Source organism: Kitasatospora sp. NPDC051853, assembly GCF_044452665.1.
Classification (GTDB): Bacteria; Actinomycetota; Actinomycetes; order Streptomycetales; family Streptomycetaceae; genus Kitasatospora.
Genome location: NZ_JBITBY010000002.1, coordinates 327212 through 353074, shown reverse-complemented (window position 1 = coordinate 353074; position 25863 = coordinate 327212). Strand labels below are relative to the sequence as shown.

22 protein-coding genes are annotated in these 25863 nt (G+C 73.9%); 6 read left to right on the top strand and 16 right to left on the bottom strand.

Annotation, left to right across the window (positions count from 1 at the left end):
• The first annotated feature begins 174 nt into the window (after positions 1 to 174).
• Positions 175 to 642: an RDD family protein gene (locus tag ACIA8O_RS06395; protein ID WP_396292403.1), complete on the top strand. Its 468-nt coding sequence runs from the start codon at positions 175 to 177 to the stop codon at positions 640 to 642.
• Between the two features lie 74 nt (positions 643 to 716).
• Here ACIA8O_RS06395 and ACIA8O_RS06390 read toward each other — a convergent pair whose 3' ends face one another.
• The 7 genes from ACIA8O_RS06390 to ACIA8O_RS06360 all read right to left on the bottom strand — a co-directional run bounded on the left by ACIA8O_RS06390 (position 717) and on the right by ACIA8O_RS06360 (position 8099).
• The gene (locus ACIA8O_RS06390; protein WP_396292402.1) at positions 717 to 1406 is read right to left on the bottom strand and encodes a DUF4191 domain-containing protein; all 690 of its coding nucleotides are present in this window, start codon (positions 1404 to 1406) and stop codon (positions 717 to 719) included.
• Between the two features lie 130 nt (positions 1407 to 1536).
• Entirely contained in the window at positions 1537 to 1728 is a 192-nt protein-coding gene (locus tag ACIA8O_RS06385; protein ID WP_396292401.1) for a hypothetical protein, read from the bottom strand.
• A 108-nt stretch (positions 1729 to 1836) separates the two neighbouring features.
• Entirely contained in the window at positions 1837 to 2790 is a 954-nt protein-coding gene (lipA, locus tag ACIA8O_RS06380) for a lipoyl synthase (RefSeq protein WP_396292400.1), read from the bottom strand.
• A gap of 144 nt (positions 2791 to 2934) precedes the next feature.
• Positions 2935 to 3705 carry a lipoyl(octanoyl) transferase LipB gene (gene lipB / locus ACIA8O_RS06375; RefSeq protein WP_396292943.1) on the bottom strand — a complete coding sequence of 257 codons (771 nt, stop codon included), beginning with the start codon at positions 3703 to 3705 and terminating at the stop codon, positions 2935 to 2937.
• Positions 3706 to 3932: 227 nt separating this feature from the next.
• Positions 3933 to 5843, bottom strand: a complete 1911-nt coding sequence (locus ACIA8O_RS06370) for a helix-turn-helix domain-containing protein (protein ID WP_396292399.1) — start codon at positions 5841 to 5843, stop codon at positions 3933 to 3935.
• 79 nt (positions 5844 to 5922) lie between these two features.
• Positions 5923 to 7278 (bottom strand): MFS transporter, encoded by a 1356-nt coding sequence (locus tag ACIA8O_RS06365; RefSeq protein WP_396292398.1) that lies wholly within the window; start codon positions 7276 to 7278, stop codon positions 5923 to 5925.
• Positions 7279 to 7337: 59 nt separating this feature from the next.
• Positions 7338 to 8099 carry a 3-hydroxybutyrate dehydrogenase gene (locus tag ACIA8O_RS06360; protein ID WP_396292397.1) on the bottom strand — a complete coding sequence of 254 codons (762 nt, stop codon included), beginning with the start codon at positions 8097 to 8099 and terminating at the stop codon, positions 7338 to 7340.
• Between the two features lie 297 nt (positions 8100 to 8396).
• On the opposite strand from ACIA8O_RS06360, the gene ACIA8O_RS06355 reads away from it, so the two are divergent.
• Positions 8397 to 10094, top strand: coding sequence for a regulator (locus ACIA8O_RS06355; protein ID WP_396292396.1), 1698 nt, complete (start codon positions 8397 to 8399; stop codon positions 10092 to 10094).
• A gap of 298 nt (positions 10095 to 10392) precedes the next feature.
• Here the strand turns inward: ACIA8O_RS06355 and ACIA8O_RS06350 are convergent, their stop codons facing one another.
• The 4 genes from ACIA8O_RS06350 to ACIA8O_RS06335 form a co-directional block, all read right to left on the bottom strand.
• Positions 10393 to 10563: a hypothetical protein gene (locus ACIA8O_RS06350; protein WP_396292395.1), complete on the bottom strand. Its 171-nt coding sequence runs from the start codon at positions 10561 to 10563 to the stop codon at positions 10393 to 10395.
• 74 nt (positions 10564 to 10637) lie between these two features.
• Positions 10638 to 11861, bottom strand: a complete 1224-nt coding sequence (locus ACIA8O_RS06345; RefSeq protein ID WP_396292394.1) for a cation:proton antiporter — start codon at positions 11859 to 11861, stop codon at positions 10638 to 10640.
• Between the two features lie 250 nt (positions 11862 to 12111).
• On the bottom strand, positions 12112 to 13434 hold the full coding sequence (locus ACIA8O_RS06340; RefSeq protein ID WP_396292393.1) for an NAD(P)/FAD-dependent oxidoreductase: 1323 nt from the start codon (positions 13432 to 13434) through the stop codon (positions 12112 to 12114).
• 342 nt (positions 13435 to 13776) lie between these two features.
• On the bottom strand, positions 13777 to 14685 hold the full coding sequence (locus ACIA8O_RS06335) for a TIGR01777 family oxidoreductase (RefSeq protein WP_396292392.1): 909 nt from the start codon (positions 14683 to 14685) through the stop codon (positions 13777 to 13779).
• A 123-nt stretch (positions 14686 to 14808) separates the two neighbouring features.
• Between ACIA8O_RS06335 and ACIA8O_RS06330 the strand changes: the two genes are divergently transcribed.
• The 3 genes from ACIA8O_RS06330 (at position 14809) to ACIA8O_RS06320 (ending at position 18103) form a co-directional block, all read left to right on the top strand.
• The gene (locus ACIA8O_RS06330; protein WP_396292391.1) at positions 14809 to 15315 is read left to right on the top strand and encodes a GNAT family N-acetyltransferase; all 507 of its coding nucleotides are present in this window, start codon (positions 14809 to 14811) and stop codon (positions 15313 to 15315) included.
• Positions 15316 to 15387: 72 nt separating this feature from the next.
• Positions 15388 to 16320, top strand: a complete 933-nt coding sequence (locus ACIA8O_RS06325; protein WP_396292390.1) for a hypothetical protein — start codon at positions 15388 to 15390, stop codon at positions 16318 to 16320.
• A gap of 316 nt (positions 16321 to 16636) precedes the next feature.
• Positions 16637 to 18103: a PLP-dependent aminotransferase family protein gene (locus ACIA8O_RS06320; RefSeq protein ID WP_396292389.1), complete on the top strand. Its 1467-nt coding sequence runs from the start codon at positions 16637 to 16639 to the stop codon at positions 18101 to 18103.
• A gap of 93 nt (positions 18104 to 18196) precedes the next feature.
• Here ACIA8O_RS06320 and ACIA8O_RS06315 read toward each other — a convergent pair whose 3' ends face one another.
• Positions 18197 to 18796: a phosphoribosylanthranilate isomerase gene (locus ACIA8O_RS06315; RefSeq protein ID WP_396292388.1), complete on the bottom strand. Its 600-nt coding sequence runs from the start codon at positions 18794 to 18796 to the stop codon at positions 18197 to 18199.
• 145 nt (positions 18797 to 18941) lie between these two features.
• Between ACIA8O_RS06315 and ACIA8O_RS06310 the strand changes: the two genes are divergently transcribed.
• Positions 18942 to 19895 (top strand): DMT family transporter, encoded by a 954-nt coding sequence (locus ACIA8O_RS06310; protein WP_396292387.1) that lies wholly within the window; start codon positions 18942 to 18944, stop codon positions 19893 to 19895.
• Here the strand turns inward: ACIA8O_RS06310 and ACIA8O_RS06305 are convergent.
• From ACIA8O_RS06305 to ACIA8O_RS06290, 4 genes are all read right to left on the bottom strand, one after another.
• Positions 19862 to 20377, bottom strand: a complete 516-nt coding sequence (locus ACIA8O_RS06305) for a DUF4240 domain-containing protein (protein WP_396292940.1) — start codon at positions 20375 to 20377, stop codon at positions 19862 to 19864. The genes ACIA8O_RS06310 and ACIA8O_RS06305 overlap by 34 nt on opposite strands.
• 144 nt (positions 20378 to 20521) lie before the next feature.
• On the bottom strand, positions 20522 to 22318 hold the full coding sequence (sucB, locus tag ACIA8O_RS06300) for a 2-oxoglutarate dehydrogenase, E2 component, dihydrolipoamide succinyltransferase (RefSeq protein WP_396292386.1): 1797 nt from the start codon (positions 22316 to 22318) through the stop codon (positions 20522 to 20524).
• 63 nt (positions 22319 to 22381) lie between these two features.
• Entirely contained in the window at positions 22382 to 23770 is a 1389-nt protein-coding gene (gene lpdA, locus ACIA8O_RS06295) for a dihydrolipoyl dehydrogenase (RefSeq protein ID WP_396292385.1), read from the bottom strand.
• A 391-nt stretch (positions 23771 to 24161) separates the two neighbouring features.
• Positions 24162 to 25652: a leucyl aminopeptidase gene (locus ACIA8O_RS06290; protein ID WP_396292384.1), complete on the bottom strand. Its 1491-nt coding sequence runs from the start codon at positions 25650 to 25652 to the stop codon at positions 24162 to 24164.
• Positions 25653 to 25863 lie beyond the last annotated feature (211 nt).

Sequence of the window (25863 nt, the reverse complement as noted above, 5' to 3'; positions counted from 1 at the left end):
ACCGGCCTGCTCAAGTGGGAGTCAAAGGCGTACGGTTCCGGGCAAAACGCCACCGGCGAACGGCGCCTGCCCGACAAGTGGTCCAGACCACTCACGGAAGGCCGCCGACGGCGATTCACCCGCTCGGGGGGAGGGGCCCGAAGATCGCCGGGACTGCCCGGATAGTGTGGATTCGTGGACACCAGAGAAGCGTTGGGATCGTGGATCGACGGACCGAAGGCCGCCGCCGAGAAGATGGGCGCCGACTTCGGGTACCGGGGTGAGCGCCTCGGGCTGCCTCAGGAGGGCCCCGGCTCGCTGGCCGGCCCCGGTCGGCGACTCGGCGCGCTGTTCGTGGACAGCGGGCTGTGCAGCCTGGTCGCGTTCGGGCTGATCGCCAAGGGCGACGCGGGATCGGCCAACATGTGGACGACGCCGCTGCTCTTCGTCGTCACCGTGCTCTTCCTGAGCACCACCGGGACGACGGTCGGCAAGCGGCTGTTCGGCCTGCGGATCGTCCGGCTGGACGGTGGGCGGGTGACCATTCCGCAGGTGCTGCTGCGCACCGTGCTGCTCTTCCTGGTGATCCCGGCGGCGGTCTGGGACCGCGACACCCGCGGGCTGCACGACAAGGCCGTGCGCACCGTCGAGGTCCGGATCTGAGCCCCACGGCGCCAAGAGAACGGCCCCGCCGCGAGAGTCTCGCGGCGGGGCCGTGGCGTTGACGGGGGGAGCGGTCAGCGGACCTGGCCGCCCTTGGGCATCCGTGCGCCCTTGGGCATCGGGCCCTTGGGGATCGGCGCCTTGGAGAGCAGGTCGCCCAGCGCGCGCAGGCGGTCGTTGGTCTCGGTGACCTGGCTCGGGGTGATGGCGCGCGGCAGGCGCATCAGGTGCACCTGGAGCTTCTTCAGCGGGATCTCGCCCTCGCCGGTGCCCACCACGATGTCGTGCACCGGGATGTCGCCGACCACGCGGGACATCTTCTTCTTCTCCGCCGCCAGCAGGGCGCGCACCCGGTTCGGGTTGCCCTCGCCGATCAGCGCGATGCCGGGGCGGCCGATCGCCCGGTAGACCGCGTCCTGGTTGCGGGTGACCGCGACCGGGGTGGGGTTGGCGTTCCAGCCGCGGCGGATGTTGTTCAGCACGGCCGCGACGGCGCCCGGCTGACCCTCCATCTGGCCGAAGGCCGCCCGCTCGGCGCGACGCCCGAAGACGATCGCCATGGCCAGGAAGGCCACGATGAAGCCGAGGATGCCCAGGTAGATCGGGTGGTCGATCGCAAAGCCGATGGCGAGGAACACGCCGAAGGTGAGCAGACCGACGGCCGCGATGATCAGGCCGATCTTGGTGTCGACCTTCTTGGTCATGATGTACGCCTGGCGGATCTGCTTGAGCCGCCCAGGGGTTTCGGATGTTTGCCTCGCCATACCGCTCATGGTACGTGGCGGGAGCTCGGGATATCCAAGGGCGCCCCCAAACTGCAACCCGGACGCGCCCCCCGCGGGTGCTCGGGGTGTGCTCGGCGCGCGCTCGGGAGGTGCCCCACGACCGCCCAGGTCAGGCGTGGCGGCGCTGCCCGTCGGCCTCGGCGGGGAAGAGCCCGGCCACCTCGGCGCGGTCCGCGGCGTGCTGCCGGTTCTCCACGACGGCCGACCAGGCGTTGCGGCGGGCCCTCAGCTGGCCGCCGGCCAGCAGCACCCGCTCGGTGCGACGCAGTGCGTAAACCAGGACTCCGGTCTTCTTCTGCATGCTCCCAGCCTCCCCCTCCTGTGTTGCCGGGCGGTGACCGAACGGTCAAAGCCCGATGAAAAGGCCGGAGGCCGGGGCGCTCGCCCCGGCCTCCCGCCGTCCGTCCGATCAGACCGCCGCGCGCTCGCGGTGCTCCAGCGCCTGCCGGTACAGCCGCCCGGCGCGGTACGAGGAGCGGACCAGCGGGCCCGACATGACGCCGGCGAAGCCCAGCTCCTCGGCCTCCTCCTGGAGCTCGACGAACTCCTGCGGCTTGACCCAGCGCTCGACGGGGTGGTGCCGCACCGAGGGGCGCAGGTACTGGGTGATGGTGATCAGCTCGCAGCCGGCCCCGACCAGGTCGGCCAGCGCCTGGCTGACCTCCTCGCGGGTCTCGCCCATGCCCAGGATCAGGTTGGACTTGGTGACCAGCCCGGCCGCGCGGGCCTGGGTGATGACGTCCAGCGAACGCTCGTAGCGGAAGGCCGGGCGGATCCGCTTGAAGATCCGGGGCACGGTCTCGACGTTGTGCGCGAGCACCTCGGGGCGGGAGGAGAAGACCTCGGCCAGCTGCTCGGGCACGGCGTTGAAGTCCGGGATCAGCAGCTCGACGCCGGTACGGCCGGCCTCGCGGCCGGCGGTCATCGCGTGCACCTGGCGGACGGTCTCGGCGTACAGCCAGGCGCCGCCGTCCTCCAGGTCGTCACGGGCGACACCGGTGATGGTGGCGTAGTTGAGGTCCATCGTGACGATGGACTCGGCGACCCGGCGCGGCTCGTCGCGGTCGAAGTCGGCGGGCTTGCCGGTGTCGATCTGGCAGAAGTCGCAGCGGCGGGTGCACTGGTCGCCGCCGATGAGGAAGGTGGCCTCGCGGTCCTCCCAGCACTCGAAGATGTTGGGGCAGCCGGCCTCCTGGCAGACCGTGTGCAGCCCCTCCTTCTTCACCAGCGAGTGGAGGGCGTTGTACTCCGGCCCCATCTTCGCTCGGGTCTTGATCCACTCGGGCTTCCGCTCGATGGGGGTCTCGCTGTTGCGGACCTCCAGGCGGAGGAGCTTCCTGCCGTCGGGCGCGACAGCGGACACGTGCGACTCCTAGAACTAGACGGGGTACCCCTAGGGTACGCCTGTGCTTGTGCGGCTTTCACCGGGCTCGGGCCCTGTATTCGCAGGGACGACAGCGCGTGACGGCCGGGTGGCATTCCCGCGCGGGAGGGGGTGGCGACGGCCTCAGCGGGCCAGCGCGGGCTCGGGGAGCTCGGCCAGCACCTCGCGCAGGTGCCGCTCCACCACCGGCAGGGCTGCGGCGACGCCGAAGTCGCGGCCCAGTTCGGAACTGATCGATCCGACCCCGGCGTCCCGGATCCCGCAGGGCACGATCCGGTCGAACCATGTCATGTCGGGGTCGCAGTTGAGCGCGAAGCCGTGCATCGTGACGCCCCGGGCGACCCGGACGCCGATCGCCGCCAGCTTGCGGTCGTCGCCGCGCTGGCCCGCGTTGGAGGGCGCGTACTCGGGGCCGGCCAGGCGCGGGTCGATGCCGAGCGGCAGGCCCATCCGCAGGGTCAGCTTGCCGATCTCGACCACCTCGGACGGGTCCACGACCGCGCCCGGGATCTCCTCGCCGAGCTTCCAGACGCCGCTGCGGCCCTCGACCCGGGTGGTGGCGATGCCGACCTCGCCGCAGGCGCGGATCAGCGCCTCCTCCAGCCGGCGCACGTACGCGACCACGTCGATCGGGTCCGGCAGCTTCACGATCGGGTAGCCGACCAGCTGGCCGGGGCCGTGCCAGGTGATCTCGCCGCCCCGGTTGACCTGCACCACGGGGGTGCCGTCGAGGGGGTAGTCCTCGGGGTTGGTGCGCTTGCCCGCGGTGTACACCGGCTGGTGCTCCAGCAGCAGCACGGTGTCGGGGATCTCGTCGGCCACCCGGAGCTCGTGCAGCCGCTGCTGCTCGGCCCAGGCTTCCTCGTAGGGGACCGAGCGCTCGCCTATGCCCATGTGCACGAACCGTACGTGCTCGCTCACCGCTGCTCCTTGCCAGGCGTCAAAACCGACCACGCCACTGTACGCCGGTGGTGGCTGGTGACCGGCGCCCGGCAGGGCAGCGACCCAGGGGCGCGAGGAACTGCGCGAAGCGGAAGGCGGACCAGCGTGAGATCGGGGCACGAGAGCCAGTTGCAGGTGGTGCCGTTCCCCCGAGCGCAGTTCCTCGCGCCCCTGAGCGGCTAATCCCGTGCCAAGAGTTGCAGGCGGAGCGCGAGTTGGAGCTCCAGGCTGCGTTCGGGGTGGTTCCAGTCCGGGCCGAGGAGGACCTCGACGCGGTCGAGGCGTTGGACGACGGTGTTGACGTGGACGTGGAGTTCGTCCTTGGCGCGGGTGAGGCTGCCGCCGCAGTCGAAGTAGGAGCGCAGGGTGCGGACCAGCTCCGTGCCGCGCCGGGCGTCGTAGTCGAGCAGCGGCCCGAGCGTGGCCCGGACGAAGGCGGCCACGTCGTGCCCGTCGCCGAGCAGGACGCCCAGGAAGCCGAGGTCGGCCGCGGAGGCGCCGTCCCCCTCGCGGCCGAGCACCCGCAGGGCGCGGACGCAGCGCAGCCCCTCCCCGTACGCGGCGGCCAGTTCGACCGGACCGGCGGCGACCCGGCCGGCGCCGACCGTGACGGGGGTGCCGGTGAGCCGGGCCAGGCGTTCGGCGGCCTGGGCGGCGGCCTCGCCGGCGCTCGGTGAGCCCTCGTCGGGGAGCAGCAGCACCACGGCCTCGCCGTGCTCCGCGCTGAGGCCGCGCGCGCCGAACAGGTAGCGGGAGGCGGCCCCGGCCAGCCGGGCCCGGTCGGCGGGCGGGGAGGCGGGCGGGACGGCGGCGACCAGGACCAGGTGCGGACGGGCCAGGTCGACGCCGAGGCGGCGGCCGCGGGCGACCAGGCCGGCCGGGTCGCGGCCGGGGGCGGTGAGCAGGTCGGCGACCAGTTCGCCGCGCACCCGGTTCTCGGCCTCGGCGACGGAGCGGCGCAGGAGCAGCAGCAGGGCGGTGACCACCCCGGCCCGTTCGAACAGGCGGCGGTCGGCGTCGTCCAGGCCGGGGCGGCCGAGCAGCACGATGGCGCCGAGCGGCTCCTGGCCGGCCAGCACGGCGCAGATCCAGGCGTCGCCGTGCCGGACGGCGCGTCCCTCGGCGCGCGAGGCGGCGGCGAGCTCCGACAGTCCGTCAGGTCCCGGCGCACGCCCCGCCAGGACGAGCCCCTCGGCGTCGTACACGCCGACCTCGCCGCCGAGCAGGGTGGCCACGGCGGCCGCCACGTCCGGGACCTCGGCGCCGCGCAGCACCAGGTCGGTGAGCCGGTCGTGGGCCCGTTCGGCGCGCTGGACGGCCTCGGAGTGGGCCTGGATGACGGCGTTGGCGGCGTTCAGCTCGGCCAGTGCGGCCCGGGTCTCGGCCAGGGAGTTGGCGGTGTCCAGGGCGATGGCGGCGTGCGCGGCCAGGGTGCAGAGCAGGGCCACCTCGTCGGGGGAGAAGGCCCGGGCCGAGCGGTCGGCGGCGAACAGCACGCCGATCACCTGGCCGCCGAGCAGCAGCGGCACGCCGATGATGGCGACCAGGCCCTCGTCCAGCACGCCCGCGTCGATGGTGCCGGTGTGGTGGAAGCGCTCGTCGGTCCGGTAGTCCGGGGTGGCGTACGGGCGGGCGGTCTGCGCGACCAGGCCGCCGAGGCCGTCGCCGAGGCTGAGGCGCAGGTTCTGGAAGAGCGCGGAGACGGAGCCGTCGGTGACCCGCATGTAGGTGTCCCCGGCGGCCGGGTCCGGCAGGGTCAGGTAGGCGGTGTCGGTGCCGAGCAGCATCCGGGCCCGGCGGACGATCGCCTGCAGCACGGAGTCCAGGTCGCGGGAGGCGGCCAGGTCGCCCGCGGTGTCGAAGAGGGCCGTCAGTTCGGCCTCCCGGCGCCGGTGCTGACGGAGCGTCCGGTGCACCCGCAGGGCCAGCCAGGTGGCGTCGTCGATCTCGGCCAGCACCGCCGCCGGGGCACCGCGGCGGCGGGCCTCGGCGAGCACCTCGCCGAAGTCCTCGGTGGCGGCGCCGGAGGCGAGCAGGTCGAGCAGCCGCCGGAGGGCGGCGGCGCTGGTGGGGAGGGGCGGGTCGTCCATGGTGCGGGCCATCGTGCCAGTTCTCTGCCGGGTGCGGAACGGCCGGTACCGAAGCGGTACCGGCCGTCCTGAGGGCGGATCAGACCTTCGCGAGCGTCGGGGTCTCGGCGGTGCCGACCTCGGCCAGGTCGCGGCCGCGGGTCTCCTTGGCGCAGAGCACCGCGATCACGGTGATCACCGCGGCGATCGCCACGTAGACCGAGATCGGGGTGGAGCTGCCGTGGTCCTTGAGCAGGGCGGTGGCGATCAGCGGGGCCGGGGCGCCGGCCGCCACCGAGGCGAACTGGGCGCCGATGGAGGCGCCGGAGTACCGCATCCGGGTGGCGAACAGCTCGGAGAAGAAGGCCGCCTGCGGGGCGTACATCGCCGAGTGGAAGACCAGCCCGATGGTGACCGCCAGCAGCAGCGAGCCGAAGCTCTTGGTGTCCACCAGGCCGAAGAAGACGAAGGCCCAGACGCCGACCCCGACCGCGCCGACCAGGTAGACCGGCTTGCGCCCGACCCGGTCGGAGAGCGCCCCGAAGAGCGGGATCAGCGCGAACTGGATCGCCGAGGCGATCAGCACCGCGTTGAGCGCGGTCTGCTTGGGCAGGTGCACGTGGCCGACGGCGTAGGCCAGCACGAAGGTGGTCATCACGTAGTAGGAGATGTTCTCCGCCATCCGCGCGCCCACCGCGGTGAGCACCTCGCGCCAGTGGTGGCGCAGCACCGCGACCAGCGGCGGCTGCTCGGGGGCCTGCGCCTTGCGGGCCTCGGCGGCGGCCAGCGCCTGCTGGAACAGCGGGGACTCGTCCACCGCCAGCCGGATCCACAGGCCGACCATCACCAGCAGCGCGGAGAGCAGGAACGGCACCCGCCAGCCCCAGGAGACGAAGGCCTCGTCCGGGAGCACGGCGGTCATCAGCGAGAGCACGCCGGCCGCCAGCAGGTTCCCCGCCGGGGCGCCGCCCTGCGGCCAGGAGGCCCAGAAACCGCGGCGTTGCGCGTCCCCGTGCTCGGAGACCAGCAGCACCGCGCCGCCCCACTCGCCACCGAGCGCGAAGCCCTGCACCAGGCGCAGCGCGGTGAGCAGCAGCGGTGCGGCCACGCCGATCTGGTGGTACGTCGGCAGCACGCCGATCAGGGTGGTGGAGCCGCCCATCAGCAGCAGGCTCAGCACCAGCAGCTTCTTGCGGCCGATCCGGTCGCCGTAGTGGCCGAAGACCAGCGCGCCGAGCGGGCGGGCGGCGAAGCCGATGGCGTAGGTGAGGAAGGAGAGCAGGGTGCCGGTCAGCGGGTCGCTGTTCGGGAAGAAGACCTTGTTGAAGACCAGCGCGGCGGCCGTTCCGTACAAGAAGTAGTCGTACCACTCGATGGTGGTGCCTATCAGGCTGGCGCCGACGACCTTCTTGAGCGAGGCGCCGGTCGTTCTCGCGGCGTCGGGAGAACTGGGCATGCGTCACCTTGTCCGGGGGAGGGGGAGGGAAGTGAAGAGGGGCGGGTGCTGACGGGGGATCAGTGTGCGGTCCAGCCACCGTCCACCGGGAGGGAGGCCCCGGTGATGTAGGAGGCGGTCGGGGAGCAGAGCCAGACGGCGAGCTGGGCCACCTCGTCGGGCTCGATCAGGCGCTTGACGGCGGTGCGTTCGAGCATGATCCGCTCCACCACCTCGTCCTCGTGGATGCCGTGGGCCAGCGCTTGGGCGGCGATCTGCTTCTCCACCAGGGCGGTGCGGACGTAGGCGGGGTTGATGCAGTTGCTGGTGACGCCGTACGGGGCGCCCTCCAGAGCGACGGTCTTGCTCAGGCCCTCCAGGCCGTGCTTGGCCGTCACGTAGGCGGACTTGAAGGGGCTGGCCCGCAGGCCGTGCACCGAGGAGATGTTGACGACCCGTCCCCACTCCCGCTCGTACATGTGCGGCAGGGTGCGGCGCAGGATGCGGAACGGCGCCTCCACCATCACCCGCTGGATCAGGGCGAAGCGGTCCGGCGGGAACTCGTGCACCGGCGCGACGTGCTGCAGGCCCGCGTTGTTGACGACGATGTCGGCGTCGTCCGGCAGCGTGTCCGCCGCCGCCGGGTCGCCCAGGTCGGCGACCACCGGGACGCCGCCGATCCGCGCGGCGAGCTCCTCGGCCGGGGCGGCGGCCAGGTCGACGACGTAGACCCGGGCGCCGGCCGCCGCGAAGGCCTCGGCGCAGGCCCGGCCGATGCCCGAGGCGGCGCCGGTGACCAGTGCCGTGCGGCCGTCCAGCGGCCGGGCTGAAGTGGTGTCCATGGCCGAGAACGGTAGGAAGTGGCGGCCCTCGCTCCTATGTGCCGGGGTCACACAGGACAGTGGGGTCGGATGGTGGGCGAAACCATGTGGTCCACGCGGCGACAGGCTCGGTCCAAGCCAAACACCGACCGGTGCACCTTCCCTACAACGGGCGCCATTGCATCACCCGTTCGGAGGATTGCCCGCCCAGATCCACCCATAGCGGCGAAATGCTCGCTACATTCGCGCCGATTCCCGACAGGGGGCGCACCTCCAGACAGGTGGGGGCTGGTGGGGCGCTCGAGAGGTGTGACAGATATGCCCCAACGGCCTGCAACCGACAGCCCGGCGTACGGACAGCTGGACCCGCACGATCCGCACGACCCGCACCACGACGATCCGCACGAGCGGGCCGCCGGGGACGAGGCGCTGCCCGGGGACCGGGCCCGCGCCGCTGACACCGCCTCAGGGGACCGGACCCAGAACCCACGTCTCGCCGCACTGATCGAGGAGGCCGGCTTCTCGCACGCCGGTCTGGCCCGCCGGGTCGACCAACTCGGCCTGGAGCACGGCCTCGACCTCCGTTACGACAAGACCTCGGTCACCCGCTGGCTGCGCGGCCAGCAGCCGCGCGGCGCCACCCCCGCGCTGATCGCCGAGGTCTTCACCCGCCGCCTGGGCCGTCGGCTCACCGCCCAGGACATCGGCCTGGACGCCTGCGCCCCGGTCTACGCCGGGCTGGAGTTCGCCGAGTCGCCGCAGGAGGCGGTGGACATCGTCGCCTCCATGTGGCGCAAGGACACCGGCCTCCAGTCCGAGCTGCGCCGGATCGCCTTCACCCCGGCCGGCCTGGTGGTGCCCAGCCGGGACTGGCTGATCGGCCGCACCGACGAGCGGGTGGCCCGTGACGGTTCGGTGCCCGGCCTGCCCGACGCACCGTCAGCGGCCCGCCCGCCCGCGGGCGGTGCCCCGGTGGCCGGGGCGCGCGGCGTGGTCCCGCCCGCCCGGGGCGCGGCCGTCCCCCGGGTGCCCGGCCGGGTGCCCGCCCAGAGCCGCGGCGGGCTGCCGCCCCTCACCGAGCAGGAGGCCCGCGAGCAGCGCCCGCCGCTGCGGGTCGGCCGGGGCGACATCGCCGCCATCCGCGCCGTCGGCGACCTCTTCCGCGCCCTGGACCACGCCTACGGCGGCGGCCACGCCCGGCAGGCCCTGGTGCGCTACCTGGAGAGCGAGGCCGAGCCGATGCTGCGCGGCCGCTACGGCGAGCAGATCGGCCGCGCCCTGTTCGGCGCCGTCGCCGACCTGACCAGGCTGGCCGGCTGGACCTCCTTCGACATCGCCGCCCACGGCCTGGCCCAGCGCTACTTCGTCCAGTCGCTGCGGCTCTCCCAGGCGGCGGGGGACCGCGTGCTCGGCGGCTACGTGCTCACCACCATGAGCCAGCAGGCCGTCCACCTCGGCCACGGCCGGGAGGCGATCCAGCTGGCCCGGGTCGCCCAGCAGGGCGTCGGCACCGCCGCCGCGCCCACCGTGCAGGCCCTGATGCACGCCGCCGAGGCCCGCGGCCACGCCCTGCTCGGCGACGTCCGGGCCTGCACCACCGCCCTGGTGCGCTGCGAACGGGCCCTGGGCATCGCCCGCCCCAGCGACGAACTCCCCTCCTGGGCACGGTACTTCGACGAGGCCCAGCTGGCCGACGAGTTCGCCCACTGCTACCGCGACCTCCAGCAGTGGCGGCCCGCGGCCCAGCACGCCGAGAAGTCCCTGCGGCTGCGCACCCCCGCCTTCGCCCGCAGCCGCATCCTCTGCCGCCTGGTGCTGGCGAGCTCCCGGCTGGGCCTCGGCGAGGTGGACGAGGCCTGCGGCCTGGCCACCGAGGCCCTGCGCGCGGCCGGCGAGATGCGCTCCGCCCGCACCGTCGAGTACCTCCGCGACTTCCACCGCCGCCTCACCCCGTACCGGGCCGGCCAGGCCGCCCGCGCCTTCGACGAGGCCGCCCGCCAGGCGGGGGTGATCTGACCGGGCGTCACGCCGCCGCATGCCGCAGGCCCCGACCGGGGGGAGGGTCGGGGCCTGCGGTGTTGGGAAGGGCGAGCCTGACCGGTGTGGGGGAGTCCTGGTGGTCTCGCCGTGGACGGTGGGGCCGGGGGAAGGGGGAGGTGCGCCCGTGCGGACGGGCCGGTGCGGTGTGCTGCCGTACCGCGCGCTGCCGTGCGGACGGGTCGGCGTGCGGGTGGGCTGCCGTGCGGACGGGCTGGCGTGCGGCGGGGTCTGTGCGGCAGTGCTTCCGTGCGGTGGGGCCGGGTGGCGCTGGACGTCAGGCCGGGTCGCGCGGGAGGCCGGACTCACGGGGGAGCCGGTCCGGTGCCGCGTGCCAGAGCGGAACCACGGGTATCGGGTGCGCGGGCGGAGCGGGGACGTGTGCGACGGCGGGAGACACCGCCTCGGTGCTGGGGGTGGCGAGGGTCGCCAGGCCGTCGGTTGCCATGCACCGACGGTAGGCCCGCGCGCCGGGGCGCCGCCCGGTAGTGTCCGGCACTCTGTCAACTCCGTTCGCGCACCTCACCAACTCTCGGCCCGCACCCGCGGACCTTCCGCCGGCCGGGGCGGCGCGCCCTGCCCCCGCAGCCGCTGCGCGAGCAGCGGGAAGAGCAGCACCGAGAGCATCCCGGCCCCCACCAGGGCCGCCGCGGTGGAGGAGGGCAGCCGCTCGGCGTCCACCTCGATGGTGGTGATCACCACGACCAGCGGCAGCGCGGTGGCGCCGAACAGGCCGAGCGCGGCGCGCTCCCGCCGTTCCAGCCCGGGTGGGGCGAGCAGGGCGGCCGGCACCCCGCGCAGGGCCAGCAGCAGGAGCAGGAAGACCGGCACCAGCAGCAGCGTCCCCGGGTCGTCCAGCAGCGCCCGCAGGTCGAAGTTCATACCGCTCACCACGAAGAACACCGGCACCAGGAACCCGAAGCCGATGCTCTCCAACTTGGCCTCGATCAACTCCTCCTCGGCCTCCGGCACTTCGGACAGCAGCAACTTGGAGACGATCCCGGCCGTGAACGCGCCCAGCAGCATGTCCAGGCTCAACCAGATCGCCGCCCCCACCATCGCGGCCAGCACCAGCATCACCAGCCGGATCGCGAACTGCCCCGAAGTCCGCATGGTCCGCCGGATCAGCCTGGTCGCCCAGTCCGGGCGGGGCCGGCGCGCGTACAGCACCGACACCACCGTGATCAGCGCGAACGCACCCAGGATCACCGCCGATTTGGCCGGCGTGTTCCCGCTCAGCAGCACCGCGATCGCCACGATCGGCCCGAACTCGCCGACCGCGCCGGTGGCCATCGTCATCGACCCGAACGGCGTCGGCAGCGCCCCCGAGTCACGGAGGATCGGCAGGATCGTGCCGAGCGCGGTGGTGGTCAACGCGAGGCCGGCGAAGGCGCCGTTCAGCGGGTTCGGATTGACCAGCGCCCCGCAGCCGAGCGCCAGCACGACGGTGACCAGCCAGGCGGCGACCGCCCGCTTGAGCGGGCCGCCGCGCAGCCGGCCGAAGTCGATCTCGTACCCGGCGAGGAACATCAGCATCGCCAGGCCGAACTGCGACAGCGCGTCCACCAGGTCCCCGACCTGCGCCCAGTCCAGCACGTCGGGGCCGATCAGCACGCCGAGCACGATCTCGAACACCACGGTCGGGACGGCGAGCCACCGTTGCAGGCGGTCCGCGAGCAGCGGCGCGGCGACGGCACAGGCCGGGATCAGCACCAGTGCGACGGCGTCGGCGTCCTCGGCCGTCATGAGCGATATGCCCGACTCTGCGTCATATCGTCATCCTGGCACGACCCCTGACGAAAACCGGTGATCCCAGGCCTGAGGAGCGTACGTGGTCACGCCTGTGGGGGCGCGAGGAACTGCGCGAGTCGGAAGGCGGCTCACCTGCAACTCAGGCACCGTCAGCCAGTTGCACGTGCTGCCTTTCCACAGCGCGCAGTTCCCCGCGCCCCCGGGGTGACCACTTTCGCCGGCCACGTGGTGCCGTTCCCCTGCGCTACGCCGCCTCCGCCGCCCGGGCGGTGGCCGGGATGCCGAGGTCACGGAGGACGGCGTGGGTGGCCCGCCGGGCGGAGACGAGGGCGCCCTGGACGGTGCTGGTGTCGCGGTGGTCGCCGCAGACGTAGAGGCCGGCGAGGACCCGGACCGGCCGTCGGAGGTTGTGCGGCGGCGGCATCGCCGGTACCGCGTCCGGAAGGTGCCGCACCGTCAGGAACTCCCACCCCGAGGCCTCCGCACCGTACAGCTCGGCGAGCCGCCGCCGCACCACCGGCTCGTAGCCGCCCGCCCCGCCGTGGTCGAAGTGCCGGGCGCCGAGCACGGTGGTGGCGATCAGCGCGCGCCCGGCCGGGGCGTACCCCTCGGAGACGTCGCTGAGCACCAGCGAGTGCGAGAGCACGGCCCGCCCGCCCGGCCGGTCCCCGTCGAGGAGCAGGACCGGTTCGCCGAGCGGGGAGCGGTCGGCCACGTGGTAGTAGGTGGTGACGGGGTGGAAGACGGGCAGCCGCAGGCCCGGGAGGAGGTCGGCGGCGGAGCGGGCGTCGGTGGCGAGTACCACCGCGCGGGCGGCGATCCGGCCGTGGGCGGCGGTCTCGACGCCGTCGGCGGAGACCGAGGTGACCCGGACGCCGAGCCGGAGGGTCCCGGCGGGGAGGGACTCGGCGAGCTGCTCGGGGACGGCGGCCAGCCCGGCCGCCGGGAGACAGAGGCGGCCGCGTGCGTAGGAGCGCAGCACGAGGTCGGCGACCCGGCTGCTGGTGCCCAGCTCCGGGTCGCTGAGCAGGGCGCCGAGCAGCGGCCGCAGCAGGCCGTCCACGGTCCGCGGGGAGTGGCCGCGGTCGGCCAGGGCGCGGGCGGCGGTGGTCTCCGGGCGGGCCAGCAGGCGGCCGGCCGGGGTGGCGGCGAGGCGCCCGAGGGCGGAGGAGAGCCGGGCCCGGTCCAGCGGACTGCCGAACGGGCCGCGCACGCTCGCCGTCCTGGCGGCGCCCTGCGGGTCCCCGAACCGGTGCCGTCGGCCGGCGCTGTGCACCAGGACGCCGGGCGCGAGCGGTCGCAGCTCCAGCCGGTCCAGGTCGAGCCGCCGTCCGGGCTCCGGGAAGTCGGTGTTGAGCAGTTGGCCGCCGTGGTCGAGCCGGAAGCCGTCCAGCTCGTGGGCGGCCAGCCGGCCGCCGAGCCGTTCGGTGGCCTCCAGGACCTGGACGGTGAGGCCGTGGCCGGTCAGCGTCCGGGCGGTGGCCAGTCCGGCGAGTCCGGCGCCGACCACGATCACGTCCGGGTCGGTCCGGCGGCGGGTGCGGCGGTTGAAGTCGTGTGCGGGCACGGGTGTGCTCCCTCCCCTGGTCCCGGGGCTGCGGCCGGGCAGGCCGCAGGGTGCCGGGACACGGTCCGGGGAGGTGATGCCCCGTCAGTCGACGGATCAGGCCGCGACTTCGGTTCGAATCCGGGGGAGTGGGGACAGTGTGCGGGGCACGGTCACGGAGCGTGCGCCGGAAGGGCGCATCGGACGGGTTCGCGGGCGCGTTCCGTCACCGGGGGCGCGCAATGCGCTGCACCGGTGCTGCCATGCGCCCCCTGCGACCACCCTCCCGCGACCTCCCCGTGCCACCCGGAACCACCACGACCGGAGCCCCGCCCGCCGCAAGCGCAAGCCCCCCACGGGGTACTAGGCGACCGCCGCCCGGACCACCGCCTCCGCGGTCGGCTGCCGGAACCGGAAGCCGGCCTCCAGGAGCCGTTCGGGGACGACCCGGTGACTGCCCGTCACCTCCACCGCCATCTCGCCCAGCGCGGCCTTGAGCGCGAACTGCGGTACCGGGAAGGGCGTCGGCCGCCCCAGCGCCGCGCCGAGCAGCTCCGTCATCGCCCCGTTGGTCACCGGCTCCGGGCCGGCCAGGTTGAAGGCGCCGGAGAGCCCGGGCGTGTCGACCAGGTACCGCAGCGCCGCCACCTCGTCCTCCAGCGAGATCAGGCTCCAGTACTGGTGCCCGTCGCCCAGCCGCCCGCCGAGGCCGAGCCTGAACAGCGGCAGCAGCCGTCCGCCCGCGCCGCCGCCCGGCGCCAGCACCAGCCCGGTCCGGGCGTGCGCGACCCGGATCCCGGCCCGCTCGGCCGGAGCGGTGGCCGCCTCCCACTCGACGCAGATCCGGGCCAGGAAGTCGTCCCCGGCCGGGGCCCGTTCGTCGATCACCTGGTCGCCGGTCTGCCCGTAGTAGCCGACCGCCGAGCCGCTGACCAGTACCCGGGGCGGTTCCTTCAAGTCGGTCAGCGCGGCGGCCAGGGTCTCGGTGCCGAGCACCCGGCTGTCCCGGATCTCCCGCTTGTACGCCTCGGTCCACCGCCGGTCGCCGACCCCCGCGCCGGCCAGGTGCACCACCGCCTCGACCCCGGCCAGCCCGGCCCGGTCGATCTCCAGCCGGGCCGGGTTCCAGCCGACGCCCACCGTCCCGTCCGGCTGCACGCCGGTCCGGGACCGCTGCCGCACCAGCCGCACCACCTCGTGGCCGTCCGTCAGAAGCGAGCGGACGAGCGCCGAACCGATCAGTCCCGTGGAACCAGTCACCGCGATACGCATGGCCCCATCCTGGCAGGTCGCCCCGGACGCTCCGCACCGGCACGGCCGTGGCCGCCCCGCCCGTACCCCGTTCCCGGGCGGGCCGCGGGAATTCCCGGCCGGAACCGGACCCCCGTCGTTACGATGACGACCATGGGAGCCGACGACCTTGTGATACGCACCGCCAGGGACGAGGACGAGGAGGTGATCGCCCGGATCGACCGCGACGCCTGGTCCTGGATCAGCGACGTCGTCCCGCGGCCGGAGGAGAACGCCGAGATCTTCGACGACCGCCGGCTGCCCGAGCAGTTCCTGGTCGCCGAGCTCGACGGCGAGGTGGTCGGCCACATCCGTCAGGCCCCGGCCACCCCACTGGTCAGCAACCGCCACGTGCGGCAGATCCAGGGCCTCGCGGTCTCGCCGGACGCCCGGGGCCGCGGCGTCGGCCAGGCCCTGGTCGAGGCGGCCTGCGCGGTGGCCCGGGCCGACGGCATCCGCAAGATGACCCTCCGGGTGCTGGGCCACAACGCCCCGGCCCGCCGCCTGTACGAGCGCTGCGGCTTCGTGGTGGACGGCGTGCTGCCCGAGGAGTTCCTGATCGACGGCCGCTACGTGGACGACATCTGGATGGGCCGCCCGCTCACCTCCTGAGCCCGCCACGCCCGTCCTGACGCTTCGTCAACTGCCCTGACAGTTCGAACAGCAGAGCGCTACCGTACCGGGATGAGCTACTCGACGCCGCCCGGCTGGTACCCCGTGCTCGAACCGGGGCCGGACGGCCTGCCCCGCGAGCGCCGGTGGGACGGCACGGCCTGGACGGACGAGTACCGCCTCCCCGACCAGGGCGCCGCCCCCGGCCCGCAGGACGCGCTCCCGCCGCACCCGGCGCGGCCCCGGCGCACCCGTACCGTGCTGGTGGCCGCGCTGGTGGTGCTGGCCCTGGCGGCGGGCACCGCCTTCTGGCTCGGCCGGGACGACGACAACACCCAGGCCCAACTCCCGCCCCCGGCCACCACGGTGAGCCCCTCCACCACGCCGTCGCCGACCCCCTCGCCGTCACCGTCGCCGACCCCCAGCCCGTCGCCGACCCCCACCCCCAGCCCCTCCCCGGCGCTGCCTAGCAGCACGCCACTGCAGTCCTTCGGCTCCCTGCCGGACACCACCCACGGCTGGCGGGTGCCGCTCCCGGCCGGCTGGAAGAGCAACACGCCCAACGGCGACGCCGTACTGCTCAACTTCACCACCCGCCCCTACGACTGCTCGATCGGCGACGGCTCCTGTGCGCGCGGCATCTTCGAGGTGATCGCCGACGCGTTCAGCGGGCACAGCGCCCAGGCCGTGGCCGAGGAGCGGATGGAGGAGTACGCCCCGGTGATGTACGGCAAGCTCACCGCCCACCGCCGCCTCGCCTCCGGCCCGGTCACCGTGGCCGGCGTCCCCGGCTACGCCGAACGCTGGCAGGTCGACCCGGTCACCGGGGTCAACGGCCAGGCCCTGGTCGTCGCGGTCCCCTCCGTGGGCGGCGGGTACGCCGTCCTGGTCGGCTCGGTCGACGAACACCCGGACGCCCCACCCGCCGAGCTCCTCGACCAACTGGTCGCCGCCATCCGCCCGTTGTCCGGAGCAGGCACAGGCGCAGGCATCGGCAGCGCCTGACCCGCCTCCGCCCGCCGCTGCGCGCGACGTCCGCCCCTCGTTCCTGCGGGGCTCCGTCCGACCTGCCGTCGCCGACTCGGTCGCTGCCATCCGCCGGGTGCTCCCGGAGCGCCTGTCGTGCCCGCCATCGCCCACACCGGGCACGCGGCTGCACCCGTTGTGTCTGCAGGTCCGGCCCGCCACCGTCGGCCTCGCGCCACCCGGAGCCGTCCTGTCCACCACCGCCCACGCCGCGCGCACCGCGTCTGCCCGTCGCCCCTGTGACAGACTGACCGCCAGTCCGCCGGGGGAGCGCAAAAAAAAGGGGGTGTCGGCCATGGCCTGGCACCTGTCCGTCGAGGTCGACCGCACCTCGGCCACGTCACTGGCCGGGCAGCTCCAGGACGCCCTGCGCCACCGGATCGCCGACGGCGTCCTGCGCCCCGGCACCCGCCTGCCCTCCACCCGCCGGCTCGCCGAGGACCTGGGCGTCTCCCGCAGCGTCGCCGTCGAGGCGTACGAACAGCTGGCCGCCGAGGGGTGGTTGACCTGCCGTCACGGCTCCGGCACCCGCGTCGCCGACCGGGCCGCCGGTGCCCACACCCCCGCCCCGCCGCCCGCCGTCGCCCTCCGCGAGCCGGAACCGGCCGCCCCGGTCCGCTGGGACCTGCGCACCGGCCGCGCCGACTCCGGTACCTTCCCCCGCCAGGAGTGGCTCGCCAGTTACCGCGCCGTACTCGCCACCGCCGGACGGGAGGAGCTGGACTACCCGCCGGTGGCCGGGCACCCGCTGCTGCGCCGTGCCCTCGCGGACTACCTCGGCCGGGTCCGCGGCGTCCGCACCGAGGCCGGGTCGGTCATGGTGACGGCCGGCTTCGCCCAGGGGCTGTCGCTGCTCTGCGAGGCGTTGCCCCGGCTCGGCATCCGCACCCTCGCGGTGGAGGACCCGGGGCACCGGAGCCAGCGGCGGTTCATCGAGGAGTGCGGGATGCGGGTGGTCCCGGTCCGGGTGGACCACGAGGGCATCGACGTACGGGAGTTGGCCGCCGGCGGGGCCCGCGCCGTGCTCGTCACGCCCGCCCACCAGTACCCGACCGGCGTGGTGCTCTCACCCGCCCGGCGCCGGGCCCTGGCCCGCTGGGCCCGGGAGAACGACGGCCTGGTGGTCGAGGACGACTACGACGGCGAGTTCTGGTTCGACCGCGAGGCCCGCCCGGCCGCCCTCCAGGAACTCGCGCCCGGGCACGTGGTCTACGCGGGCACCGCCAGCAAGGCCCTGGTGCCGGGGCTCCGGCTCGGCTGGCTCGCCGCCCCGCCGCCGCTGGCCGCCGCGCTCGACCGGGTCCGCGCCCGGCGCGACCTCGGCACCGACGGCCTCACCCAGTGCGCCTTCGCCGAACTGATCACCAGCGGCCTGCTCGACCGCCACCTCCGCCGGGTCCGGGCCCGCTACCGCCGCCGCCGCGAGGCCTTCACCCGGGCCGCCGCCGAACACCTCCCCGAGGCCACCCTGCTCGGCGTCTCCGCCGGACTGCACGGCTACCTCCAACTCCCGCCCACCACCGACGAGTCGGCCCTCGTCACGGCAGCCCTCGCCCGCTCCGTCCTGGTCCACGGCGGCGCCCACCACCAGGTCCTCCCGGGCCGCCGTCCCCCCGCCCTGGTGATCGGCTACGCCCACCTCCCGCTCGCCGGGATCACCGACTCGCTGGCCGCGATCCGCGACGCCCTCGCCGAACAGCATCTGGTGGCCACTCCGGGGGCGCGAGGAACTGCGCGAGTGCGGAAGGCGGACCAGTGTTAGATCGGGGCAGGTGAGCCAGTTGCACGTGCTGCCGTTCCCCAACGCGCAGTTCCTCGCGCCCCCGGGGTCGCCGCCCTGCCGAGCGTCAGCCCGTCAGCCCGCCTTCGCCGCCCGGACGAACCCGGTGATCAGCGCCGGGTCCTTCACCCCGCGCCGCACCTCCACCCCGCTCGACACGTCCACCCCCCACGGACGGGCCGCCGCGATCGCGTCCCGTACGTTGCCCGGCGTCAGCCCGCCCGCCAGCAGCCACCTCCCGCCCGGCGGCTTCGCCCCCAACTCGGCCCAGTCCCAAGCCTCTCCGGACCCCGGCACCGGCGAGTCGAGCAGCAGCAGGTCCTCGCCGAAGTCCCCGCAGGAGGCCCCCGCCGCAGCCGCCGCCGAGGTCGCCCGGATCAGCGGCACCCCCAGATCGGCCAACTCCGCGAAGGCGGCGGGCGGATGGTTCCCGTGCAGCTGCGCGGCCCCGACCCCGGAAGCCCGCACCATCTCCCGCACGTACGCGGCCGGCTCCTCCCGGAACACCGCCACCGTCAGCACCCTCTCGGGTACCCCGGCCACCAACTCCCGCACCAGCTCCGGCGTCACCCGCCGCGGGCTCTCGGTCAGCACGAACCCGACCGCGTCGGCCCCGGCAGCGACGGCCGCCGCGACATCCGGCGCGGTGCTCAGACCACAGATCTTGACGAACACGTACCCGCTCACTCCCTGCTCGACGGCCTTGCCAGCCTAGTGCTTGCCCCGCCCGCCAACCGGGCGCTGCCACCCCGAGTGGTCCGCTGCCGCCACCCCGAAGTGGTCGGGCGCACCGGACCACTCTCCCCGCAGGCTGCTCCCCGTGCCCACCCACTCCACCACCCTGCGCGGCAGCCTCGCCGCCGCCACCGCCATGACCGCCGTCGGCAGCTCCGCGGCCGTCAGCCCGCTGCTCACCGCCTACCCGCTGTTCGCCGGCCAGAGTTGGCGCTACCTCGCCGCCGGGCTGATCCTCCTCCTCCCCGGCCGCCGCCTCCCGCCCCCACCCCGCCTGACCATCCGTCAGCGGGTCCGCGTCCTGGTCCTCGCGGCCACCGGCATGGCCGGCTTCAACGTCTTCCTGCTCAACGCCGTCGCCCACGCCGACGCCGCCACCGTCGGAGCCGTGGTCGGCGCCACCCCGGTCGTCCTCGCCGTCGCCGGGCCGCTCCTCGACGGCCGCCGCCCCTCCGCCCGGGTCGCGTTCGGCGCCCTGCTCACCGTGCTCGGCGTCCTGCTGATCCAGAGCCACGGCTCCGCCACCCCCACCGGACTCCTCCACGCGGCCGGGGCCCTCGCCTGCGAGTGCTGCTTCTCCCTGATCGCGGTCCCGCTCCTCCCCGTCCTCGGCCCGCGCCGCCTCTCCGCCCTCGCCTGCCTGACGGCCGTCCCCCTCCTCGCCGCGACCTCCGCCCTCCTCGAAGGCCCCCGCGCCCTCCGCCTCCCGACCCCCACCGAGGCCCTCGCCCTCTCCTACCTCACCCTGGTCGTCACTGCCCTCGCCTTCTTCCTCTGGTACGCGGGCGTCGCGCGCCTGGGCGTCGACCGGGCAGGCCTGTTCGCCGGCCTGATCCCGATCGCCGCCGCCCTGCTCGGCGCCCTGCTCGGCACCGCCCCCCTCACCCCGCCCGTCCTCCTCGGCGCCGCCCTGGTCGGCGCGGCGGTCGGGTACGGCGTCACGACCCCACCGCGGCGCCGCCCCGACGACACCAGCTGGGCCCGCCGCGCCCTCCTGAGCAGCCGTCAGTCCCCGAACCGCGCCCACAACAGGGGGTAGCGCTTCGCCATCTCCGTCGCGTCCTCGAAGTCGAAGGAGTCACCCTCCGGCCGCCGCGGCTGCTGCACCCCCAGGTCCGGCAGCGGAAGCCCCGTCAGCTGCTCGTGCGCCTCGTCCGCCGCGTAGCCGACGTCCTCCGCCTCACCGTCCTCCTCCTCGTCGAAGTCCGGCACCAGCTCCGCCAACGCGTCCGGCTCGTGCAGCGCCCCCTCGAACACCTCCCGCCCCTGCGCGATCAGCCAGCAGCGGAAGTAGTCGAAGCTGTCCTCCGACGCCCCGTCCAGCAACAGGTACGCCGCCCCCCACAGGTCGTACCGGTACGCCCGCTGGAACCGCGCCTCGAACAGCCGGGCGAAGTCCACCACGTCATCCGGCGTCAGCTGCGCCAGCCGTTCGACCAGCGCCTCCGCCTGCTCGTCCGGATCACCCTCGGCCGTGTCCCGGCTCTCGTCGATCAACTGCCAGAAGTCCGTCTCGTACATCACCGCTCCAGCATCGTCGCTCCCCGCCCCGCACGCTAACGCGGCCGTCCGACCGGTGGACGGGGAACGAAAGGAAACGGCGGTGCCCCACCGGTCCGAGGACCGGTGGGGCACCGCCGTTCACAGCAGCCGGAGCTGACGCCCTTACAGGCCGAGCTCGACCTCGAACTCGCCCGCCTCGAGGATCTCCTTGACCGCGACCAGGTAGCGGGCGGCGTCGGCGCCGTCCACCAGGCGGTGGTCGTAGGAGAGCGAGAGGTAGGTCATGTCACGGATGCCGATGGCCGCGGAGCCGTCGGACTCGATGACGACCGGGCGCTTGACGGTGGCGCCGATGCCGAGGATGGCGGCCTGGTTCGGCGGCACGACCACGGTGTCGAACAGCGCACCGCGCGAGCCGGTGTTGCTGATGGTGAAGGTCGCACCGGAGAGCTCGTCCGGGCTGATCTTGTTGCCGCGGACCTTGCCGGCCAGCTCGGCGGTCTTCTTGGAGATGCCGGCGATGTTGAGGTCGCCCGCGTCCTTGATGACCGGGGTCATCAGACCCTTCTCCGAGTCCACCGCGATACCGATGTTCTCGGTGTCGAAGTAGGTGATGGTGCCCTCGGCCTCGTTGATGCGGGCGTTGATGACCGGGTTGGTCTTCAGCGCCTGGGCCGCGGCCTTCACGAAGAACGGCATCGGGGAGAGCTTGACGCCCTCGCGGGCCAGGAAGGACTCCTTGGCCTTGCCGCGCAGGCTCATGATCTTGGTGACGTCCACCTCGACCACGGTGGTCAGCTGGGCCTGCTCGTGCAGGGCCTTCAGCATGTTGTCGCCGATGACCTTGCGCATGCGGGTCATCTTGACCGTCTGGCCGCGCAGCGGGGACGGGGCGGCGGCGGCCTTCGGCGCGGCGGCCGGGGCAGCGGCGGCGACCGGCGCCGGAGCGGCGGCAGCGGCCTTGGCGGCCTCGGCGGCGGCCAGGACGTCCTGCTTGCGGATGCGACCGCCGACACCGGTGCCGGTGACGGCGGAGAGCGCGACGCCCTGCTCGGCCGCGAGCTTGCGGACCAGCGGGGTCACGTACGCGTCCGAGCTGTCGGCGACCGGAGCGGCAACCGGAGCGGCGACCGGGGCAGCGGGGGCGGCAACGGGCGCAGCCGGGGCGACCGGGGCCGGGGCGGCAACGGGGGCCGGAGCGGCGGCGACCGGAGCCGGAGCGGCGACCGGGGCGGCCGGAGCGACCGGAGCCGGAGCGGCAACCGGAGCAACCGGAGCAGCCGGGGCGGCCACGGGGGCCGGGGCAGCGGCCGGAGCGGCGGCGGCCGGAGCCGCACCCGCCGCGCCGATCAGCGCGAGCTGGGCGCCGACCTCGGCGGTCTCGTCCTCGCCGACCAGGATCTTGACCAGGACGCCGGCGACCGGCGACGGGATCTCGGTGTCGACCTTGTCGGTCGAGACCTCGAGCAGCGGCTCGTCGACCTCGACGGTGTCGCCCTCGGCCTTGAGCCAGCGGGTGACGGTGCCCTCGGCGACCGACTCGCCGAGCGCCGGCAGCAGCACTGGGGTGGCGTCGCCGGCCGGAGCGGCGGCGGCCGGGGCAGCGGCCTCGACCGGGGCCGGAGCGGCGGCGGGGGCCTCGGCCACGGGGGCCGGAGCGGCGGCCGGGGCAGCCGGAGCGGCCTCGGCGACGGGGGCGGCAGCGGCGACCGGGGCGCCGGAGCCGTCGTCGATGATGGCCAGCTCGGCGCCGACCTCGACCGTCTCGTCCTCGGCGACCTTGATGGAGGCCAGGATGCCGGAGACGGGGGCCGGGATCTCGGTGTCGACCTTGTCGGTCGACACCTCGAGCAGCGGCTCGTCGGCCTCCACGCGCTCGCCCTCGGCCTTCAGCCAACGGGTCACGGTGCCTTCGGAAACGCTCTCGCCCAGCGCGGGCAGTGTTACTGAGACCGCCATGGTTTCAGCGACTCCTATCAAGTCTTGCGAACAGGTATGGGGATACTGCCGGGGTGGGCGCGATCAGTCGTGCGCGTGCAGCGGCTTGCCGGCCAGCGCCAGGTGCGCCTCGCCGAGGGCCTCGGACTGCGACGGGTGCGCGTGGATGAGCTGGGCGACCTCGGCCGGCAGCGCCTCCCAGTTGTAGATGAGCTGGGCTTCGCCGACCTGCTCGCCCATGCGGGCGCCGACCATGTGCACACCGACCACGGCGCCGTCCTTGACCTGGACGAGCTTGATCTCGCCGGCGGTCTTCAGGATCTTGCTCTTGCCGTTGCCGGCCAGGTTGTACTTGAGGGTGACGACCTTGTCCTTGCCGTACAGCTCGACGGCCTTGGCCTCGGTCAGACCCACGGAGGCGACCTCCGGGTTGGAGTACGTCACGCGCGGGACGCCGTCGTAGTCGATCGGCACGGCCTTCAGGCCGGCCAGGCGCTCGGCGACCAGGATGCCCTCGGCGAAGCCGACGTGGGCGAGCTGCAGGGTCGGGACGAGGTCACCGACGGCCGAGATGGTCGGCACGTTGGTGCGCATGTACTCGTCGACCAGGACGTAGCCGCGGTCCATCGCGACGCCCTGCTCCTCGTAGCCGAGGCCGGCCGAGACCGGGCCGCGGCCGATGGCGACCAGCAGCAGGTCGGCGTCGATGGTCTTGCCGTTCTCGGTGGAGACGCGGACACCGGTCTCGGTGTACTCGACGCCGGAGAAGCGGGCCTTGAGCTCGAACTTGATGCCACGCTTGCGGAAGGCCCGCTCCAGCAGCTTGGAGGAGTTCTCGTCCTCCAGCGGCGCCAGGTGCGGCAGGGCCTCGACGATGGTGACGTCGACGCCGAACGACTTCCAGACCGAGGCGAACTCGACGCCGATCACGCCACCGCCGAGGATGACGGCGGACTGCGGGATGCGGTCGAGCTTGAGCGCGTGGTCCGAGGAGATCACGCGGTCGCCGTCGATGTTCAGGCCGGGGATCGACTTCGGCACCGAGCCGGTGGCCAGCACGATGTGCTTGCCCTGGACCCGCTGGCCGTTGACGTCCACCGAGGTCGGGGAGGAGAGCTTGCCCTCGCCCTGGATGAAGGTGACCTTGCGGGAGGCGACCAGGCCCTGCAGGCCCTTGTACAGGCCGGCGATGACGTCGTCCTTGTACTTGTGGACGCCGTTGATGTCGATGCCCTGGAAGGTGGCCAGCACGCCGAACTCGGCGGCCTCCTTCGTCTCGTCCGCGATCTCGGCCGCGTGCAGCAGGGCCTTGGTCGGGATGCAGCCACGGTGCAGGCAGGTGCCGCCCAGCTCACCCTTCTCGATCAGCGCCACGCTCTGACCGAGCTGCGCGGCACGGAGCGCCGCGGCGTAGCCGCCGCTTCCGCCTCCGAGAATGACTACGTCGAAAACGGTGCTGGCGTCGTTCGCCACGTCACGTCCTCCATGCAAAGGGGTGCGGTTCGCCGGGCCGGTCGCGGTCCGGTGAGCGTGCGCCCTCGTAAGGCGCCCACGTCTTCCGGAGAAACATCTTCGCACTTGTTCGCGGCGGCTGGTGGCCGGGGCCACCGAGGTGACACCGGCGGACCGCGGCGAGCGGCGCCCGATGTCCCCTGTGTGAGGGTATCTCCGCAGCTCACAGATGGGTAACAGCGGGGGAGAAGGGGGTGCGCGGACCCCCGGTGCCGTGGTTGTTCCGCTCTACGGAACAAAGTTTCGCCTATGGCGAACAGACGTTGTCAGAAACGGGCCCGGCGTATTACCAGCAGGTAACTGGCAATACGCCGGGCCCGTCAGCGCGTGAGGTGGTGCGCTACCGCGGGGTTCAGCCCTTGGCGTTCGCGGTGTCCTCGGCGAAGCGCAGCAGGGTGCGGACGGCCGAGCCGGTGCCGCCCTTCGGGGTGTAGCCGTACGGCGCGCCCTCGTGGAAGGCCGGACCGGCGATGTCCAGGTGCGCCCAGTCGATGCCCTCGGCGACGAACTCCTTCAGGAACAGACCGGCCACCAGGCCGCCGCCCATCCGCTCGCCCATGTTCGCCAGGTCGGCCACGGTGGTCTCCACCATGCCCTTGCGCAGCTCCACCGGCAGCGGCATCGGCCAGGACTGCTCGCCGGCCGCCTCGGCGGTGGCGTGCAGGCGGTCGCGCAGCTCGTCGCTGTTGGCCATCACGCCGAACATGCGGGTGCCCAGGGCCAGCACCATGGCGCCGGTCAGGGTGGCCACGTCGACGATGACGTCCGGGTTCTCCTCGCCGGCCTTCACGATCGCGTCGGCCAGCACCAGGCGGCCCTCGGCGTCCGTGTTCAGCACCTCGACGGTCTTGCCGCCGTACATCCGCAGCACGTCACCCGGGCGGGTGGCGGTGCCGGACGGCATGTTCTCCGCCAGGGCGAGCCAGGCGGTGACGTTGACCTGCAGGCCCAGGCGCTTGGCCGCGACCACGGTGGCGAACACGGCGGCGGCGCCGGACATGTCGCACTTCATGGTCTCGTTGTGGCCGGCCGGCTTCAGCGAGATGCCGCCCGAGTCGTAGGTGATGCCCTTGCCGATGAAGGCGAGGGTGGCCTTGGCCTTCGGGTGGGTGTAGGCCACCTTCACCAGGCGGGGCGGGTTGGCCGAGCCGTTGCCGACGCCCAGCAGGCCGCCGAAGCCGCCCTTGGTCAGCGCCTTCTCGTCCAGCACCTCGACCTTGAGGCCGTGCTCCTTGCCGGCCGCCTGGGCGATCGCGGCGAAGGACTTCGGGGTGAGGTCGTTCGGGGCGGTGTTGATCAGGTCGCGGGCGCGGTTGATCTCCTCGCCGACCGCGGTGGCGCGCTCGACGGCCGCCTTGGCGTCCTTGCTGCCCTTGCGGTCGGTCAGCACGACCAGCTCGCCGACCGGAGCCTTGGCGTCGCTCTTGTACGAGCCGAAGGAGTACGAGCCGAGCAGACCGCCCAGCGCGACCGCCTCGATCTCCTCGGCGGAGGCGGCCGGCAGCGCCAGCGCCGCCTTCTTGGCGCCGGCCAGCGTGCGGGCGGCCACACCGGCGGCCTTGCGCAGCGCCTCCAGCCCGAAGGCCTCGCCCTCGCCGAGGCCGACCGCGAGCACGAGCGCGGCCTTCAGCCCGGCCGGGGCGGCGAGCTTGACCGCCTCGCCCTCGGCACCCGTCGCCCCCAGGGTGGCGAGGACCTCGGCCAGCTTGCCGTCGAACGCCTCGGCCACGGCCTCCGAGCCGGCGGCGGGAACCGGGCCCTTGGGGCCCTTGGCCACGCCGATCACCAGGGCGTCCGCGCGCAGCGATGCGGCGGAGGAGGTGCTCACAGACAGTGCAGTCACGTAAACGAGTCCTGTTCTTCATCGGGTTCACGGCCGGTACGGGAGCCGCACCCGGCGCAGTGCTCACCGCATGGTAGTCCGCATGCTGGAATGCTGCCCCGTCCGGTCCTCCGAATCGGTCAGGACCGCCGTACCGCCCGCCACCCCGTCCTGGTGAACGGAAACCGACGGCCCGTCAGGAAATCCGTGGGTTATCGTTCTCGGCCGGGGA

What these genes read in the sequence shown, in the direction of transcription:
- ACIA8O_RS06390 (WP_396292402.1), bottom strand. Translation starts at nt 1,406, where the DNA reads ATGGCGAGGCAAACATCCGAAACCCCTGGGCGGCTCAAGCAGATCCGC.
- ACIA8O_RS06385 (WP_396292401.1), bottom strand. Translation starts at nt 1,728, where the DNA reads ATGCAGAAGAAGACCGGAGTCCTGGTTTACGCACTGCGTCGCACCGAG.
- lipB (WP_396292943.1), bottom strand. Translation starts at nt 3,705, where the DNA reads ATGGGCATAGGCGAGCGCTCGGTCCCCTACGAGGAAGCCTGGGCCGAG.
- ACIA8O_RS06370 (WP_396292399.1), bottom strand. Translation starts at nt 5,843, where the DNA reads ATGGACGACCCGCCCCTCCCCACCAGCGCCGCCGCCCTCCGGCGGCTG.
- ACIA8O_RS06365 (WP_396292398.1), bottom strand. Translation starts at nt 7,278, where the DNA reads ATGCCCAGTTCTCCCGACGCCGCGAGAACGACCGGCGCCTCGCTCAAG.
- ACIA8O_RS06360 (WP_396292397.1), bottom strand. Translation starts at nt 8,099, where the DNA reads ATGGACACCACTTCAGCCCGGCCGCTGGACGGCCGCACGGCACTGGTC.
- ACIA8O_RS06355 (WP_396292396.1), top strand. Translation starts at nt 8,397, where the DNA reads ATGCCCCAACGGCCTGCAACCGACAGCCCGGCGTACGGACAGCTGGAC.
- ACIA8O_RS06350 (WP_396292395.1), bottom strand. Translation starts at nt 10,563, where the DNA reads ATGGCAACCGACGGCCTGGCGACCCTCGCCACCCCCAGCACCGAGGCG.
- ACIA8O_RS06345 (WP_396292394.1), bottom strand. Translation starts at nt 11,861, where the DNA reads ATGACGGCCGAGGACGCCGACGCCGTCGCACTGGTGCTGATCCCGGCC.
- ACIA8O_RS06335 (WP_396292392.1), bottom strand. Translation starts at nt 14,685, where the DNA reads ATGCGTATCGCGGTGACTGGTTCCACGGGACTGATCGGTTCGGCGCTC.
- ACIA8O_RS06330 (WP_396292391.1), top strand. Translation starts at nt 14,809, where the DNA reads ATGACGACCATGGGAGCCGACGACCTTGTGATACGCACCGCCAGGGAC.
- ACIA8O_RS06325 (WP_396292390.1), top strand. Translation starts at nt 15,388, where the DNA reads ATGAGCTACTCGACGCCGCCCGGCTGGTACCCCGTGCTCGAACCGGGG.
- ACIA8O_RS06320 (WP_396292389.1), top strand. Translation starts at nt 16,637, where the DNA reads ATGGCCTGGCACCTGTCCGTCGAGGTCGACCGCACCTCGGCCACGTCA.
- ACIA8O_RS06305 (WP_396292940.1), bottom strand. Translation starts at nt 20,377, where the DNA reads ATGTACGAGACGGACTTCTGGCAGTTGATCGACGAGAGCCGGGACACG.
- sucB (WP_396292386.1), bottom strand. Translation starts at nt 22,318, where the DNA reads ATGGCGGTCTCAGTAACACTGCCCGCGCTGGGCGAGAGCGTTTCCGAA.